This window comes from Streptomyces sp. NPDC029014 (assembly GCF_055564695.1).
In genome coordinates this window covers 30,572-46,096 of record NZ_JBVHVT010000036.1, presented here as the reverse complement: position 1 = coordinate 46,096, position 15,525 = coordinate 30,572, and the positions used below count along the sequence as shown (strand labels likewise).

General features: G+C 72.1%; 15 protein-coding genes. 4 read left to right on the top strand and 11 right to left on the bottom strand.

Annotation, left to right across the window (positions count from 1 at the left end; all coding sequences use genetic code 11):
• Positions 1-6 precede the first annotated feature (6 nt).
• From ACZ4VL_RS21005 to ACZ4VL_RS20990, 4 genes are all read right to left on the bottom strand, one after another.
• Positions 7-2,466, bottom strand: a complete 2,460-nt coding sequence (locus ACZ4VL_RS21005; RefSeq protein WP_468201956.1) for an EndoU domain-containing protein — start codon at positions 2,464-2,466, stop codon at positions 7-9.
• The gene (locus tag ACZ4VL_RS21000; RefSeq protein WP_468201954.1) at positions 2,463-2,846 is read right to left on the bottom strand and encodes a DUF6507 family protein; all 384 of its coding nucleotides are present in this window, start codon (positions 2,844-2,846) and stop codon (positions 2,463-2,465) included. The genes ACZ4VL_RS21005 and ACZ4VL_RS21000 overlap by 4 nt, the downstream gene beginning before the upstream one ends.
• 410 nt (positions 2,847-3,256) lie before the next feature.
• Entirely contained in the window at positions 3,257-4,561 is a 1,305-nt protein-coding gene (locus tag ACZ4VL_RS20995; RefSeq protein ID WP_468201951.1) for a cytochrome P450 family protein, read from the bottom strand.
• 73 nt (positions 4,562-4,634) lie between these two features.
• Complete coding sequence (locus ACZ4VL_RS20990) at positions 4,635-5,456, bottom strand: hypothetical protein (RefSeq protein WP_468201948.1); 822 nt, start codon at positions 5,454-5,456, stop codon at positions 4,635-4,637.
• A 49-nt stretch (positions 5,457-5,505) separates the two neighbouring features.
• On the opposite strand from ACZ4VL_RS20990, the gene ACZ4VL_RS20985 reads away from it, so the two are divergent.
• Positions 5,506-6,429, top strand: coding sequence for an SDR family oxidoreductase (locus tag ACZ4VL_RS20985; RefSeq protein ID WP_468201946.1), 924 nt, complete (start codon positions 5,506-5,508; stop codon positions 6,427-6,429).
• Here ACZ4VL_RS20985 and ACZ4VL_RS20980 read toward each other — a convergent pair.
• Positions 6,420-7,493, bottom strand: a complete 1,074-nt coding sequence (locus ACZ4VL_RS20980; protein WP_468201943.1) for an enoyl-CoA hydratase/isomerase family protein — start codon at positions 7,491-7,493, stop codon at positions 6,420-6,422. The genes ACZ4VL_RS20985 and ACZ4VL_RS20980 overlap by 10 nt on opposite strands.
• Positions 7,494-7,522: 29 nt before the next feature.
• Between ACZ4VL_RS20980 and ACZ4VL_RS20975 the strand changes: the two genes are divergently transcribed.
• The gene (locus ACZ4VL_RS20975) at positions 7,523-8,089 is read left to right on the top strand and encodes a dihydrofolate reductase family protein (RefSeq protein WP_468201940.1); all 567 of its coding nucleotides are present in this window, start codon (positions 7,523-7,525) and stop codon (positions 8,087-8,089) included.
• Between the two features lie 30 nt (positions 8,090-8,119).
• Here the strand turns inward: ACZ4VL_RS20975 and ACZ4VL_RS20970 are convergent, their stop codons facing one another.
• Positions 8,120-8,674, bottom strand: coding sequence for a DUF6434 domain-containing protein (locus ACZ4VL_RS20970; protein ID WP_468201938.1), 555 nt, complete (start codon positions 8,672-8,674; stop codon positions 8,120-8,122).
• A gap of 303 nt (positions 8,675-8,977) precedes the next feature.
• Here ACZ4VL_RS20970 and ACZ4VL_RS20965 point away from each other — a divergent pair, with 303 nt between their 5' ends.
• Together ACZ4VL_RS20965 and ACZ4VL_RS20960 are read left to right on the top strand one after the other, a co-directional pair.
• Positions 8,978-9,886, top strand: coding sequence for an SAM-dependent methyltransferase (locus ACZ4VL_RS20965; protein ID WP_468201936.1), 909 nt, complete (start codon positions 8,978-8,980; stop codon positions 9,884-9,886).
• 4 nt (positions 9,887-9,890) lie between these two features.
• Positions 9,891-11,000 (top strand): terpene synthase family protein, encoded by a 1,110-nt coding sequence (locus tag ACZ4VL_RS20960; RefSeq protein WP_468201934.1) that lies wholly within the window; start codon positions 9,891-9,893, stop codon positions 10,998-11,000.
• Between the two features lie 13 nt (positions 11,001-11,013).
• Here the strand turns inward: ACZ4VL_RS20960 and ACZ4VL_RS20955 are convergent, their stop codons facing one another.
• From ACZ4VL_RS20955 to ACZ4VL_RS20935, 5 genes are read right to left on the bottom strand one after another with little or no spacing between them, the layout of a single operon-like run.
• Entirely contained in the window at positions 11,014-12,384 is a 1,371-nt protein-coding gene (locus tag ACZ4VL_RS20955) for a cytochrome P450 (RefSeq protein ID WP_468201931.1), read from the bottom strand.
• A complete protein-coding gene (locus ACZ4VL_RS20950) occupies positions 12,381-13,028 on the bottom strand; it encodes a GTP-binding protein (RefSeq protein WP_468201928.1) in 648 nt (215 codons plus the stop codon). The genes ACZ4VL_RS20955 and ACZ4VL_RS20950 overlap by 4 nt, the downstream gene beginning before the upstream one ends.
• The gene (locus ACZ4VL_RS20945; protein WP_404234859.1) at positions 13,009-13,368 is read right to left on the bottom strand and encodes a DUF742 domain-containing protein; all 360 of its coding nucleotides are present in this window, start codon (positions 13,366-13,368) and stop codon (positions 13,009-13,011) included. The genes ACZ4VL_RS20950 and ACZ4VL_RS20945 overlap by 20 nt, the downstream gene beginning before the upstream one ends.
• Positions 13,365-13,751 carry a roadblock/LC7 domain-containing protein gene (locus tag ACZ4VL_RS20940; RefSeq protein WP_179178042.1) on the bottom strand — a complete coding sequence of 129 codons (387 nt, stop codon included), beginning with the start codon at positions 13,749-13,751 and terminating at the stop codon, positions 13,365-13,367. The genes ACZ4VL_RS20945 and ACZ4VL_RS20940 overlap by 4 nt, the downstream gene beginning before the upstream one ends.
• A gap of 17 nt (positions 13,752-13,768) precedes the next feature.
• Entirely contained in the window at positions 13,769-15,478 is a 1,710-nt protein-coding gene (locus ACZ4VL_RS20935) for a sensor histidine kinase (RefSeq protein ID WP_468201926.1), read from the bottom strand.
• Between the last annotated feature and the right edge of the window lie 47 nt (positions 15,479-15,525).

Below are 15,525 nucleotides of genomic sequence, written 5' to 3'. Positions count from 1 at the left end.
TCTTGCCTACTTCTTCGGCAGGATCGGGTAAACGGTCTTCGCGTCACCCGTGATCGGGTCGAAATAGCCTTCGAAGGTGATGCCCTTCCAGTCTCCCTGCCACTTGTTGGTGACGGGGTTGACCACCCGGCCGTTCTCGAAGGCCTTCTCCATGGCGCGCCTGACCTGCTTCTCCGTCCAACCCGGAGGGAAGAAGGTCGACTTGTTCCGCTTCATCACCATCTCCCCGGTTCGCGGATCACGCATCCACACATTGCCCGTGGTCAGTCCCGTCTTGTGATCGATTTCGATGATCCTCGGGACCTTAACCATGTAGGGATTGAGATCACGGCCATCGGGCCGGAAATGGTATCCGGTCACCTTGGGGTTGCCATTGGGATCATACTTGAGCTCGCCCTTCATCACGTGATCGAAGGTGTGCTCGGGGATGCGGCCGCCCTTCGGCAGCGGGGGAAACTCCTCCACCTCCGGCGCATCCTGATGGGGGGTGGACCCGTCCTCGCCGTGACCCGACCCCGAACCCGAACCCGTGTCCGGCCGGCCCGCGGCCGGGTCCTCGGGCGAGTGGACGTCGCCCGCGGGGTCGTGCGGGTCGCCACCGTGACCGGAACCGGAACCGTGACCCGCCGGGTCGTGCGGACCGGTGCCGTGGCCACTGCCGCCGGACGGATCGTGACCGCCGTGCCCCGCACCGGAGCCGCCGGACTGGTGCCCTCCGGAGCCGCTGTCCCCGGCGTGGCCGGGCTGGTGGCCCCCGCCACCGGTCGTGCCGTGGCCGGCGCCCCCGGAACCCGTGCGCGGCGTGCTGTGCCCGGCATCGGACGACGGGCCGTGGTTTCCGGCATGGGCCGTCGGGCCGTGTGCCGTACCGCCGGGACCGTGGCCACCGCCGTGGGACGGCGCGTGGGCGGTCGGGGGTTCCCCGGTGCGCCCGCCCACGTGCGGCGTGCTGTGCGCACCGCCGCCACCGGTCGGGTGGCCCGTTCCGCTCTCCACGTGGCTGGGGCCGCCCGCGCCTTCGAGGACCCTCTCCTTCTCCTTGGCGGGAGCGGTCTCGCGCTCCTTGACGTTGGGCAGGTCGTCCTTGTGCGGCTCCCTGACGGGTTCGGTGTCGGGAACGACGTTGCCGTGCTCGTCCCTGATGACGCCGTCGTTGCCGATGACGCGCTTGCGGCCCGCGTGGTCGACGTACTCGCGGCCGGGGGGCGTCTTCTCGGTGGAGCCGGCGGGGGTCGAGGGCGAGTCCCCGGTGTGTCCGGGGGCCGGGGTCGCGTCGGTCGGGTGCGGGGAGGTGCCCGTGGGCATGTTCTTGGCCATGTCGTCCACGCCCGCCCGGCTGGCCTTGAGGCCCTCCATGAGGTCGCCGACCTTGAGCTTGGTGAGGCCCGCCGCCTTGCCGAGGTAGCTCATCGGATCGACGAGCGCGCCCGCCTTGCCCACCGCGGTCAGGACTTCCGCGCCCACGCCCAGCTTTCCGGCCTGGCCGGCCTTGCCGAGTTTGAGGAACGTGCCCGAGCCGAGGGTCACGATGTTGAACGCCACCGTCCCGAACGCCCGCGAGGGGTCCTTGTCCCACTCGTCCCAGGCGACCATCGACTTGCCGAAGTTGCGCAGGGCCGCCTTCTGGCGTTCGCGGTCACTGTGGTCGACCGGGCCGAACATCTTGTCCATCGCCCAGTCGTACGGGGTGATGAGGTACCCGCTGATACCGCCGAAGACGTCGCCGATGCCCGACCAGGTCTTCTTGAAGTTGTCCCAGTCGAAGATGTTGAGCATGCTGCCCAGGCCCTTGAGGGTGCCTCCGACACCATCGACGAAGAAACCTTTCAGCGCGCCGCCGACGTTGTCCTTCGTCCACTCCCACGCAGCCCGCAGGCCCGTGTACTCGCGCTCGTCGGCCGTCCCCCAGGGCGTCTCCTTCGCATCCTTGACGTCGCTTTCCTTGAAGCCGTACATGCCGGCCTTGTGCGAACCGTCGTCGACGACGAAGTGCGTGCCGCCCACCAACGCGGTGATCTTGTTGGCCGCATCGCGCTCGACGCCCTGGAACGCCACCCACGTCGTACCGACCTCGCGGACGAGACGCGCATTCTCGTCGATCTTGCCCTGGTCCTGCTGCCAGTCGTCATCGTCCTTGTTGTCCGCGACGAACTTCTCCGCGTCCACGCGGAGCTGCTTCATCTTGTCGACCAGCGGACGCGCGCTCGACGCGAACGTCGTCAACGCACCACTGACGGACTCCAGCTTCGTCGCGAACGCATCCGCCTTGTCCCGCACCGGAACCGTCGAGTTGAGCAACTGCTCCTGCTCGGGCGCATCGTAGACCGGATCCAACGCCTGAAAGGCGTTGTGCACGTCCCGGCCCGTGCCACGGATGCTGGAAGCGGTCGTCTTCAGCGAAGCAGCATGCTTCTCCAACGTCTCCAGATTGCCCGTGAAGGTCGGTATCTTCCCCAGGTCGATCACTTCTTGGGGCCCTTCATCTCTTCCGGAGTCGGCGCCTTGGAGTACTCCTCCTGCTTGTTCTTCGCCATCTCCAGGTCACCCTTGACGTACTCCTCGGTGGCCAGGCGCGCCCCGGTGATGGACTTCCCCGTCCGGACCGGAAGGAACTTCAGGTCGTTCTCCGTCCGTTGCTGGAACTCCTGCAACGCCTGCGCCACAGGGCCGAAAGCCCCGCCCTTGGGGACCTCGGTCCCACCCAGCACCATCGTGCCCGCCGACGTGGCGGCGCCCACCAGGCCGTCGCCGTACGACGTGAACTCTTCCTCGAACTTGCTGGCGGCCTCCGCGGTCTTGCTCAGGACCCCGCGCACGCCATCCGGCTTGATGTCCCAGTCGGACACGATGCTTCCCCGTTCCGTGAAAGGTCTTCCTGCCGGCAACCCGGCCCCCCGCCCCGGCGCCGCTCCCTGCTGTGGCACTCGCCCGAGACTCCGTCGACACGGACACCAGGATTGCGGGGATTTACCTGCCTGCGTCCGAGTTCATCTCTGCTTCTCCACATATGGACAACAAGAGCTTATGCAAGCCCCTCCGCCTGACCTGCAACAACCGTCCGCACGCCGCGCGTTGTTACGAATTCACGACAATCGGGCGCATGACCGGATGAACGGCGTGCCGTGCGGGGGCAGGGAGTGCGCCGAGTGCGCGGTGCCGGGCGGCGAGGCGCCGGGGGCACTCCCCGGCGTCGCCCTCGACGAACGGTGATCAGCCCGGGACCGCCACGGTCCGGTAGAGCCGGGCTGACCTTCCGTCACGCGGTGCGGTGTCCGGGTCCGGCCGGGCGGACCGGGAGGGCCTCGACGCTGTTGCCGATGAAGCTGCGCTGGCGCGGCAGTTCGGTCTCGGGGACGGCGAGGTCGAGGTCCGGGAACCGGGTGAACAGCCGCTCCAGGGCGATCACGGCCTCCAGTCGGGCCAGGGGGGCGCCCACGCAGTAGTGCGCGCCGTGCCCGAAGGACAGGTGGCGGGCGGCTCCGGGGCGGGTGACGTCGAAGCGGTCGGCGTCCGGGCCGTGGAAGGCCCCGTCGCGACCCGCCGCGGTGTAGCCGGCGAGGACGGGGGTGCCCCGCGGGACGACGTGTCCGCCGAGGTCCAGGTCGCGGGTGGGGTAGCGGAACGGGAACCAGCTGACCGGGCCGTCCCAGCGCAGGGTCTCGTCCACCACGTCCGACCAGCTCGCCCCGCCGTCCAGGACGATCGCGAGCTGGTCCCGGTGGGTGCACAGGGCGCGGACGGCGTTGCTGATCAGGTTGAGGGTGGTCTCGTGGCCGGCGACCAGCATCAGGCGCATGGTGCCGATGAGTTCGGGCTCGCTGAGCCGGTCGCCGTCGTCGTCGCGGGCGGCTATGAGGGCGCTGGTGAGGTCGTCGCCGGGGGCGGCCCGGCGGGCGGCCGCGATGGTGCCCATCAGTGCGACCAGCTCGCGTGCGGCGGCCAACTTCTCGGCGGGGCCGATCCCGGTGTCGATGATCACCGTGTAGGAGAGGTGGTGGAGCCGCTCGCGGTGCCCGGGGTCCACACCGAGGAGTTCGCAGATGACGCTCATCGGCAGCGGGAGCGCGAAGTGGCCGCGCAGGTCGGCGACGCCGTCCGGGTCGGCGTCGGCCGCCCGGGCGAGGTCGTCCAGCAGCCCGGCGGTCAGCTCCTCGATGCGCGGGCGCAGCCGCTCCACCTGGCGGGCGGTGAAGGCGTTGCCGACGAGGGAGCGCAGCCGGCGGTGGTCGGCTCCGTCGGCGGTGTGCATGCCCTGCGCGTTGGCGAAGACCCGTAGCGGCCAGTCCGGGGGGATGGTGCCGTCGTGCAGGGCGGGGCAGTGCCGGGAGTCCTTGGCCACGTCGGGGTGGGCGAGGAACTCCTTGAGCGCGTCGTGGCCGAGGACGACCGCGCCGGGCACCCCGCCGGGCAGGACCACGTCCGCGACGGGCCCCCGGCCGCGCAGTGAGGCGTTGAGGGCGTGCGGGCAGCCGCCGGCCGGGTCGACGGCGTACGGGGCCGCGGGCGCGGGCCCGGTCTCCGTCGCGGGCGTGGCGGTGCGGGCGGGTGTGTCGGGTGACAAGCGGGATCTCCTGTCGGTGGGGACGATTCCCGGCCAACAGTGCGCTGCGGAGGGCGGGTTGGACAAGAGCGGGTTACCGGCCCGTGACCGGCGGGACGGGCGGGGCGGCCCGGGCCGGCCGGGCCAGGTGCAGCCGGGTGTGGAACCAGCCCGCGGTCTCCTTCCCCGCCGGGTCCTCGCCGAGGGCGGTGACGGTCGCGACGGCGCGCCGCTGCTCCTCCGGGTCGGTGAAGCGGCGCTGCGGGCTGGTGCCGTCGGCCCGTTCGACGGTGAGCCCGTACGCCTCCAGGCAGCCGGCGACGGCCCGGAAGTCGTGGGTGCGCAGGACGAACGCTGCCACGGGCACCGGCCGGCCGACGGCGGTGAGCAGCCGGCCGAAGGTCCGCTCGGTGAGGAAGCTGGTGCCCCCGGTGACGGTGATCAGGCCGACGCGGGCGGCCGAGCGCCGCAGCCGCTCCCCCGGTTCGGCGGTCTCCAGGTCCACGGCGTGGCCCTCGTCGAGGACTCCGGCCGCGACCGCGTATTCCACGGCCGGCCGCGAGACGTCGATGCCGATGGCCGGGACGGCGTCGGGGCGGCGTCGGGCGGCGTAGAAGCGGCGGTCCCGGTCGATGAGCGCGGCGGTGTCGAGCCGGGCCGCCTCCGGCGCGGTGTAGTGCGCGTACAGCTCGTCCAGCGTCACGTCGTGGTTGACGAGGGCGGCGTTGATCCCGTACGAGCAGCACAGGTCGAGCAGTGCCGGCCGGTCGGGCCCGAGTTCGGCGGCGAGGGCGCGGAAGACCGGTTGGGCGTGGGCGGGGGTCTGGTACGCGTACGGTGCGAGGCGGGTGAAGTAGCCGCGCGGGTCGGGGAGCGTGTAGACCTCGTCGAAGCTGGTCATGCCGGTCGGGGGCATCGGGCGCGGTCTCCTCGGAGGTCGGGGCCGGGCGGCATAGGGTCGGGGGATGACGCAGACGCGGCGGACTCTCGAAGGCAAGGTCGCCCTGGTGGCGGGGGCGACGCGGGGTGCGGGCCGGGGCACCGCGGTCCAGTTGGGGGCGCAGGGCGCGACAGTGTACGTGAGCGGGCGCAGTACGCGCGGCCGCCGTTCGGAGTACGACCGGCCGGAGACCGTCGAGGAGACCGCGGAGCTGGTCACGGCGGCGGGCGGGCAGGGGATCGCGGTGTGCGCGGACCACCTGGTGGCGGAGGAGGTGGAGGCGCTGGTCGGGCGGATCGCCGCCGAGCAGGGCCGCCTCGACGTGCTGGTGAACGACATCTGGGGCGGGGAGCGGCTGTTCGAGTGGGACAGCACGGTGTGGGAGCACGACCTCGACAAGGGGCTGCGGCTGCTCCGGCTCGCCGTGGACACCCATGTGATCACCAGCCACTTCGCGCTTCCCCTGCTGTTGCGGGAGCCGGGCGGGCTGGTGGTGGAGATGACGGACGGCACGGCCGACTACAACACCGGCCACTACCGGGTGTCGTTCTTCTACGACCTCGCCAAGGCGGCCGTGCTGCGCATGGCGTTCTCACTCGGGCACGAGCTGGGGCCGCGCGGGGCGACGGCGGTGGCCCTGACACCGGGCTGGCTGCGCTCGGAGATGATGCTGGAGGCCCACGGGGTGACGGAGGCGAACTGGCGCGACGCGGTGGCGAGGTCCCCGCACTTCGCGATCTCCGAGACCCCGTCGTACGTCGGCCGGGCGGTGGCGGCGCTGGCCGCGGACCCGGAGGTGGCCCGCTGGAACGGGCGGTCGCTGTCCAGCGGGCAGCTGGCCCGGGAGTACGGCTTCACCGACCTCGACGGAAGCCGGCCGGACGCCTGGCGTTACCTGGTCGAGGTTCAGGACCCGGGCCGGCCGGCCGACACCACCGGCTACCGGTGAGCCGGGGGTTCGGGCAGCTCCAGTTCGCGGCCGGGGCCGAGCGGGGCGAAGAACCGGGCCACGTCCTCGTCGGTGACGTCGCGCAGGGCGGGCGGTGACCAGCGCGGGGTGCGGTCCTTGTCGACGACCTGGGCGCGAATGCCCTCCACCAGGTCGGGTGAGCGCAGGGCGTGGCAGGAGATCCGGTACTCCTGGGCGAGGACCCGCTCCAGGGTGCCCAGGCCGCGGGCCCTGCGGACGGCGGCGTGGGTGACCTTGAGCGCGGTCGGGGACTTGGTCAGGATCGTCTCGGCGGTCTCCTTGGCGGCGGGGTCGCCCTCGGCGAGCAGACGCTCGACGATCTCCTCGACGGTGTCGGCGGCGTAGCAGCGGTCGATCCAGTCCCGGCGGGCGGCCAGCTCGCCGGGGGCCGGGGCGGCGGTGTGGTGCACGAGCACCTCGTGGACGGGCGCGTCGGCGAGGGCGGCGGTGAGCTCGGGGAGCCGGGCGGCGGGGACGAAGTGGTCGGCGAGGCCGCACAGGATCGCGTCGGCGGGGCCCACGGCGGTGCCGGTGAGCGCGAGGTGGGTGCCGAGCAGGCCGGGGGCCCGGCCGAGGAGGTGGGTGCCGCCGATGTCGGGGACGAAGCCGATGCCGGTCTCGGGCATGGCGACGCGGGAGCGTTCGGTGACGACGCGGACACTGCCGTGCGCGGAGACGCCGACGCCGCCGCCCATCACGATGCCGTCCATGAGGGCCGCGTACGGCTTGGGGTAGTGGGCGATCAGGGCGTTGAGCCGGTACTCGTCGCGCCAGAAGGCGGCGGAGGCCGAGGTGCCGGCCCTGGCGTCGTCGTGGATGGCGCGGATGTCCCCGCCGGCGCACAGGCCGCGCTCGCCGGCCCCGCGGACGAGGACCTGGGCGACGGCCGGGTCCCGCTCCCAGGCGCGCAGGGTCTCCTCGATCCGCAGCACCATGGGGTGGGTGAGGGCGTTGAGGGCCCGGGGCCGGTTGAGGGTGATCACCCCCGTTCGCCCTTCGGTGTGGAACAGGACGGGGTCGTCTGCGGCGGTTTCGCTCTTCACGGCAGCCAGTATGTGTAGCGTGGGGTGCCGTGCGAAAGATCGTCCTGATGATGTCGGTCTCCCTCGACGGGTACGTCGAGGGTCCGGACCGGCAGATCGACTGGCACCTCGTCGACGACGAGCTGCACCGGCACTTCAACGAGGAGCTCCGCCGGGCGGGCGCCTTCCTCAGCGGGCGGGTCGTCCACCAGCTCATGGCCGACTACTGGCCGACGGCGGACGCCGATCCGGCGAACGCCGGGCCCGAGGCCGAGTTCGCGGCCATCTGGCGGGACAAGCCCAAGTACGTGTACTCGCGCACCCTCCGCCAGGAGGACCTCGCCTGGAACACCACCGTGGTACGGGACGTCGTCCCCGAGGAGGTGGCCGCGCTCAAGGCGGGCCCGGGCGGCGACCTGATGCTGGGCGGGGCCGACCTGGCCGCCTCGTTCCTGCGCCAGGACCTCGTGGACGCGTACCGGATCTACGTGCACCCGGTGCGGATCGGCCGCGGCAAGCCGCTGTTCGCGCCCGTGGACGGGCGGACGCCGCTCCGGCTGGAGGGGACCCGCACGTTCGGCAACGGGGTGGTCCGGCTGGCGTACGCCCGCTCCTAGCACCGGCGCGGACGGGCGGGCGGGACGGGGTCAGCTGCGGGGGCGGGCCCGGTGGGCCTGCCAGGCGGCGAGGGCCTCGGTGCGGGTGCCGTCCGGGTGGCCGGCGTGCCAGTCGCGCAGGAACCGGTTGAACTCGAACTGGGCCCCGACCTCCTGGGGCCCGGCGGCCTCCGTACGGGTGGCGTGCCAGTGGGCGACGGCGTCGCCGAGGGTGCGGCCGGCGCCCCCGGCGACGTAGTCGCGCATGAAGGCGTCGAAGTGGAAGGCGGGCCCGATCTCCCGGACGAAGAACTCCCGGAGCACCTGGCTGCACCGCTGGCCCTCGGGGATCACGCTGTCCCGGTCGACGGGCGCGGTGAGCTGGCGGCCGGTACGCCGCCGCGCCGGGGCGGGGGCCGGGGCCGGGAGGCCGTCGAGGGCGGCGGCCAGGCGGTCGGTCAGCGCGGCCTTGCCGCCGCCGGTGGACAGGCCCATGGTGCGCGCCAGGGAGGTCAGCTCGGCGAGGGTCCAGTACCAGCGCCGCAGTTCCGCTCCGGACAGTTCCGAATTCAGCGCGGGCCTGGATTCCTCGATATTCGTACTCACGTTCCCATTTTAGCCGCCGCACCGACCCACCGGCGACCAACCGCCGACGGGTCCGGACCACCCGAATGCCCCGAACCGCACCACCGGGCGGCCGAAGGGGGAGGTATTCCGGGCAACTTGCGGCCGATTAACGAAAATTGGCTGGCGCAGATCCCTGACGTGCCATCAAATGGCCGGAATTGTAGCCGTTTCAGCTGTGGCTATGCTCATGTCTTGAGTGGCCGAGGACTTTTATTGATCACTTATGGGCAGAGTGGGGCGGCCGAGAAACACCCCCCACAGGACCGCAGGACCGGAGACCCGATGGACAGCAACCTCGTCATCCAGACCCCCCGGGGTGGCAAGGCGTTCGACGAGAGCCAAGTGCCGCTCTACTACACCCGCAAGACCGCGGACATCCTCCACAAGTACGGACCCGGCCCCCGAGTGCACTTCCACATGGGCCTGTTCGGACCCGGCGCCACCCCCAACACCACCGTCACGCAGCGCGTGCTCAAGCGCCGCATCGTCGAGTCGCAGGAGGCGATCGTCGAGCACGCCGCCCGCGCGTGGGGCGCGTACGCCAACCCGCCCGGCCGGCTCCTCGACATCGGCTGCGGCGTCGGCGGCGGCTCCCTCTACTGGGCGCAGGAGCACGGCGCACACGTCACCGGCCTGACCGTGGCCGCCGACCACATACCCGTGATCCAGGACTTCGCCCGCCAGGCCGGGGTGGCCGACCGGATCACCCCGCTCCTCACCGACGTCCACGAGTACACCGGCGGCGACTTCGACGGTGCGTACGCCAACGAGAGCTCCGGGTACATGGACCGCGGGCGGCTCTTCCAGGTCGTCGCGTCCTGCCTGAAGCCCGGCGGCTGGTTCGGCATCCAGGAGCACTTCATCTGCCGGCCGGAGTGGACCGAGTTCATCGACGGCTACTACAAGACCCGCCTGGGCACGCTCACCGAGTACCTGCGCGCCGCCGAGGCGGCCGGCTTTGAACTGGAGCAGGACGAGGACGTGACCGACCGGGTGGCCGAGTTCTGGGTGCAGTCCATGGCCTGGAACACCGCCGAGCTGGACCGGGTGGAACTCCAGGGCGCCCGCTCCGCCTGGTCGCGCGAGCGGCTCCAGGAGTCCGCGATCACGCACGGCAAGCTGTTCCGCATCTGGCGCGACCACGCGCTGGAGACCCGGCTGCTGCTGTTCCGTCTGCGCGGAGGGAACTGATTCCGTGCCCGCCTCGTACGCCCAGGGCTCCGCGCCGTCCCGGATCGGCTGGCAGCTCCCGCCGTTCTACTGCCCGTTCGAACAGGGTCTGATCCACCCGAAGGTCGCGGAGCTGGAAGAGCGAGCCGTCAGCTGGATCGACGGGTACGGCCTGTACCCGGACGCCACGGAGCGCGCCTGGGGCCTCGCCAGCCACAGCGCCGACTTCACCGCCCGGCTCATCCCGTACGGCGACGTGGAGACGATGCTGCTGTTCACGCAGTGGAACTACTGGATCTTCTTCATGGACGACCTCCAGGACTCCGGCGACACCTCGTCCCGCACGGCTTCCGTGGCCGACCAGGGGGCCCGGCTGGTGCGGGCCGTCGAGGCGCCGGGATCCGCCCTGCTGCCGCCGGGTCCGTTCACCGCGGCACTGGAGGACCTGGTGGCCCGCGCCCACGAGATGCTCACCCCGGTCCAGCTGAACAGGGTCGCGGAAGGGATCCGGGACTGGGTGTTCGGCTCGGCCTGGCAGTCGGTGTACGTCGAGCGCGGCGTGATGCCGTCCCTGAACGAGTTCGCCGCGATGCGGACCTCGGTGAACGGCGGCCGTTTCACCCTGGCCTGGTGCGACGCGGCCAACGGGCTGGAACTCCCGCGGCGGACCCTGCACTCGGCACCGGTCCAGGCTCTGACCGACGCCGCCAGCTTCATCATCGGCTGCGACAACGACGTCTTCTCGTACAACAAGGACGACGACCAGGAGCCCTTGGAGGCGAACCTGATCAACGTCCTGGCCCAGGAACGCGGTCTCGCAACGGACCGGGCGCTGGAGGAGGCGGTGGCCTTCCGGGACCGCGTGGTCGGCCTGTTCGTCACCCTCCGCGACCAGGTGGCGCGGGGCGCGGACGCGGAGCTGCTGCGGTACCTGCGCTCCCTGGAGCACTGGATCGCCGGCGACATCGAATACCACAACCGGGCACCGCGTTACACGAGCCCCCGCAACCGCAACGCCCTGCCGGTCGAGGGGGCCTCGTACGACATCACCTACAGCTCGGCGCCCTCCGACCCGAGCACCGAGCCGCTGCCCGTCCCGGCCCTCGCCTGGTGGTGGCAGCAGCTCGACCGGTGACGGCTACGGTCCTTCACCGCCGCCCGATCAGCCGGGCCCACCACGGGGCCCGGCGCACCGGCTGCTCGGCCGCCCGGGGGACGGTCACCCGGACCGGTGCCGGTGCGGGTACGCGCGCCGGCACCGGAGTGGAGCCCGTGACCGAGCCACCGCGCCTGGAGAACTGGACCGGTAGTTCGACCAGGTGCCGCGACATCAGGGAGGCCTTCCAGCGCAGCTCCCCCTCGAACACCGCCAGCTCCAGGTCCGGCAGCCGGGCGAGCAGGGTGTCGATCCCGGTGTCCGCGATGGCACGGCCGATGTCCTGCCCCGGACACTCGTGCGGGCCGCCGCTGAAGGCCAGATGGGACCGGTTCCCGTGAACGGGCAGGGTGCGGTCCGGCCTGATCTCCGGGTCGACGTTCCCCGCGGCCAGGCCCAGCAGCAGCATGTCCCCGGCCCTGATCGGGGTACCGCCGAGCTCGGTGTCGCCGGTGGCCCAGCGTCCCAGGATGGTCATGAAGGGCGGGTCGTCCCAGAGGACCTGCTCCAGGGCGTCCGGCAGGGTCATGTGGCCGCCGGACAGGCTCGCCCGGAAGCGGCGGTCGGTCAGGATCACGCGCAGCGTGTTCGCGATCAGGTTGGCCGTCGACTCGAAGGCGGCGATCAGCACCAGGCGCAGGTGCTCGACGATCTCCTCGTCGGAGAGCTGCGTGTGATGCTCCAGCAGCCAGGAGGTGAAGTCCCGGCCGGGGACCACCCGCTTGCGGTCGACCAGTTGTTCGAGGGTCTCGGTGACGTACCGGTTGCTCGCGACGGCGGTCTCGGTGCCCTTGATCATGTCGCGGGCGGCCTCCACGAGGCGCGGACCGTAGCTGTCCGGCATGCCGACGAGCTGCGTCATCACCAGCATCGGCAGCGGTTCGGCGAAGTCCGAGACCAGGTCGGCCCGGCCCGTCTGTGCGAACCCGTCGATCAGCTGGTGGGCGAAGCGCGTCACGTAGCGGCGGATGCCGCGCCGGTCGAAGCGCTCCAGCGACTCGGTGACCGCGCCGCGCAGCCGCTCGTGCTCGGCCCCCTCGACGAGGTGGCAGACCGGCTGCCAGGCGGTCATCGGGGTCAGCGGGTGGTCCGGCGGGACGTTGCCCTCCTGCATGTCCCGCCAGCGGCGCGGATCGCGGGAGAAACGGGACGGGGTGCGGGCCACGTCGAGGTTCTCGCGGTGGCCGAGGACGAGCCAGGCGGGCAGGTCGCCCTGGACCAGTACGGGGGCTACGGGGCCGTACTGGGCGCGCAGCTTCTCGTACAGGGCCGACGGGTCGGCTTCCGCTTCGGGGCCGTAGAGCCGGTGGGCCGGGCAGCCCGGCGGCGGGGCTGCGGGATCGGACGGCGGGGGGGTGCTCACGAGGCCTCCGGGGTGACGGCGAGGGAGTGCAGGTAGCGCATGAGCGTCATCAGGACGTCACGGCTGGAGTCGCGCCGCCGGGCGTCGCAGAGGACGAGCGGTACGGACTCGGGCAGGTCGAGGGCGGCGCGCACGTCCTGCAGGGGGTGTTCGGGCGCGTCGGGGAAGGAGTTGACGGCGACGACGAACGGCACGCCGCGCTCCTCCAGCCGGCCGATCACGTCGAAGCTGACCTCCAGCCGGCGGGTGTCGACCAGGACGACCGCGCCGAGGGCGCCTTCGAACAGGCCCCGCCACAGGAACCAGAAGCGCTCCTGGCCGGGGGTGCCGAACAGGTAGAGCACCAGCTCCTCGTTGATGCTGATGCGGCCGAAGTCCATGGCCACGGTGGTGGAGGTCTTCCGCTCCACGCCGGCCGTGTCGTCGACGCCGACCCCGGCCTGGGTCATCGTTTCCTCGGTGGTCAGCGGCCGGATCTCGCTCACGGCGCCGACCAGGGTCGTCTTGCCGACCCCGAAACCGCCGACGATCACCACCTTGACCGCGGCGGCGGCCGTGGCCGGGAGCACCTCCTCGCGCCGCGGGCCGGCCCGGAGGTGCCCGTGGTGGGATGCCGCGGACGGCTCAGAGCTTTCGAAGTCCATCGATGACTGCCTCAATCAGTGCCAGGTCGGGGAGTTTGGCGGGGGCGACGGGCGGGCGGGACAGCACACGGCCGTCGTTGATCAGATCGCCGAGGAGCACGGTGACCACGCTCACCGGCAGGCCGAGGTATGCGGACACCTCGGCCACCGAGAGCGGCGACTGGCACAGCCGCATGATCGCCGTGTGCTCCGGCTGCATCCCGGGCTTGGGTCCCGACTTGGCGATGATCAGGGTGACCAGGTCCAGCGGGGCGGGCGTGTCCGCCCCGCTGCGCCCACCCGTGATCACGTACAGCCGCTCGGGAGTGCCCTCCTCCCAGTCCCGGCCCGGGTTGCTCACGCGGGCTGCCCGTCGCGCCGCGGCGGGCTGCTCAGGTGCTCTCCGATCCGGGCGACGAGGTCGCGCATCCGCTGGCCCATCAGGCCTGCGTCGACGCCCTCGTTCGCGAGGACGGCGAGGTAGGCGCCGGCGCCGGCCGCCATCAGGTAGAAGAACCCGCCGTCCATCTCGATGACGACGAGCCGCATCCGGCCGCTGCTGTGCGGCAGTTCGGTGGCGACGGCGCCGGCGAGGCTCTGCAGCCCGGCGCAGGCGGCGGCGAGCCGGTCGGCGGTGTCGGTCTCCGCGCCGTACTGCGCCATGCGCAGGCCGTCGGCGGACAGGACGATGACGTGCCGGGTCTGCGGAACGCTCTCGGCCAGGTCCTTGAGCATCCAGTCCATGTTGCTCTGCTGCTGGCTCACGGCTGTTCCCCCTTGCTCGCCGGGCTCGGCGAGGCGTCTGTGTTCTGACTTGCTGCGCCGCTGCGGCCGGCGACGGTCCTGCTGCTGCTCTCTCCGGTCAGGCCGCCCTGGAAGGCGGCCAGCCACATGCCGGGCTGTACCTCCGGTTCCGGCGCCGGTGCGGCCGCCGGGGCGGCTCCGGCCCGGGCCGCGGCGGCCGCCGCCGCCTCGATGACCGGGTCGGTGCCGGTGCCGCCGCCGGTGTGGGTGCCGGGCAGGTCGGGCCCGGCCGCCCGGGTCCGGCGGCGGCGCTGCGGGAGACCGGTGGCGGTGCGTTCCGTCACCACGGGTACCTCGTCGATCTCCAGCGGGTGCTGCGGGCCGGTGACCGGCCGCGTGTGCACGACGGGTTCGGCCTGCACGGCCGGCATGCCCGACGTGGCCGGCATGCCCCACGTGGCTGGCATGCCCATGGTGGCCGGCATGCCCGTCGTGGCGGGTGCGACGGCCGGGGCGGACACCAGCGGCAGGGCCGCCCGGGGGCCGGAGGAGGTGCCGATGCCGTGCGCGACGCCGGTCGCGGACGAGGCCGCGGTGATCAGGGCCTGCGGGATCACCAGGACGGCGCGCACGCCGCCGTACGCCGACGAGCGCAGCGAGACCTGGAAGTCGTACGCCTGCGACAGCCGGCCGACGACCGCGAGGCCGAGGCGGGGCGTCTCGCCGAGGTCGGTCAGGTCGATGCCCTGCTGCGCCTGGCGGAGCATGCGCTCGGCCCGCTTGCGGGCCTCCTCGCTCATGCTCACGCCGCCGTCCTCGATCTCGACGGCGATGCCCGAGTTCACGTCCACCGCGGTCAGGTGGACCTTGGTCTGCGGCGGCGAGTAGCGGGTGGCGTTGTCGAGGAGCTCGGCCAGCGCGTGGATGAGAGGTTCGACGGCCGGGCCGACGACGGCGACCTGGGAGACCGAGTGCAGCTCGACGCGCTGGTAGTCGATGATCCGCGACATGGCGCCGCGCAGCACGCTGTACAGCGGGACGGACTTGGACCACTGGCGGCCCGGGCGGGCACCGCCGAGGACGGCGATGGAGTCGGCGAGCCGGCCGATGAGCGCGGTGCCGTGGTCCAGGCGCAGCAGATCACCGAACACGTCGGGGCTGCGGCCGTGCCGGTCCTCCATCTCGCGGAGCTCCTGGGCCTGCTGGTGCACAATGGCCTGAACTCGACGGGCGATGTTGACGAAGGCGCGCTGCGCGGAGTCGCGCAGGTCCTCCTCGGCGACGACGGCGTCGAGCACCGAGCGGAGCACGGCCTGGTGGGCGGCCCTGAACTCGGGGCTCAGGCCGGGCCCGTGGGTACCGGGCTCCTCCAGGGAGGCGAGCACCTCCTCCGGGAACTCGCCCTTGCGCAGGCGTTCCACGACATCGGGCAGCAGCTCCTGTGCCAGCCGTACGGTCTCCACCTGCTGCCGGACGAGCGCCGCCTCCTGGGCGGCGGCCGCGGCCCGCAGAGCGGCCATGGCCTTGCCCCGGCGGGCCGCCTCACCGCAGGCGAGGGCGACCGCGACACAGGCGACGGCACCGACCCAGGCCACGGGAGTGCGGGCGGGTGCGGACACGAGCACCAGGGCGGCGACCGTGGCTGCGGCGGTCGCCAGGGCGGGGAGCGCCCATACGACGGGTGAGGTGGGCCCTGGACTTCCGGGCGACGATCCCACGCGAACCATCAGAACCCTCAAACGATCGAAAGCGAATGATCATATGACAACGGCCC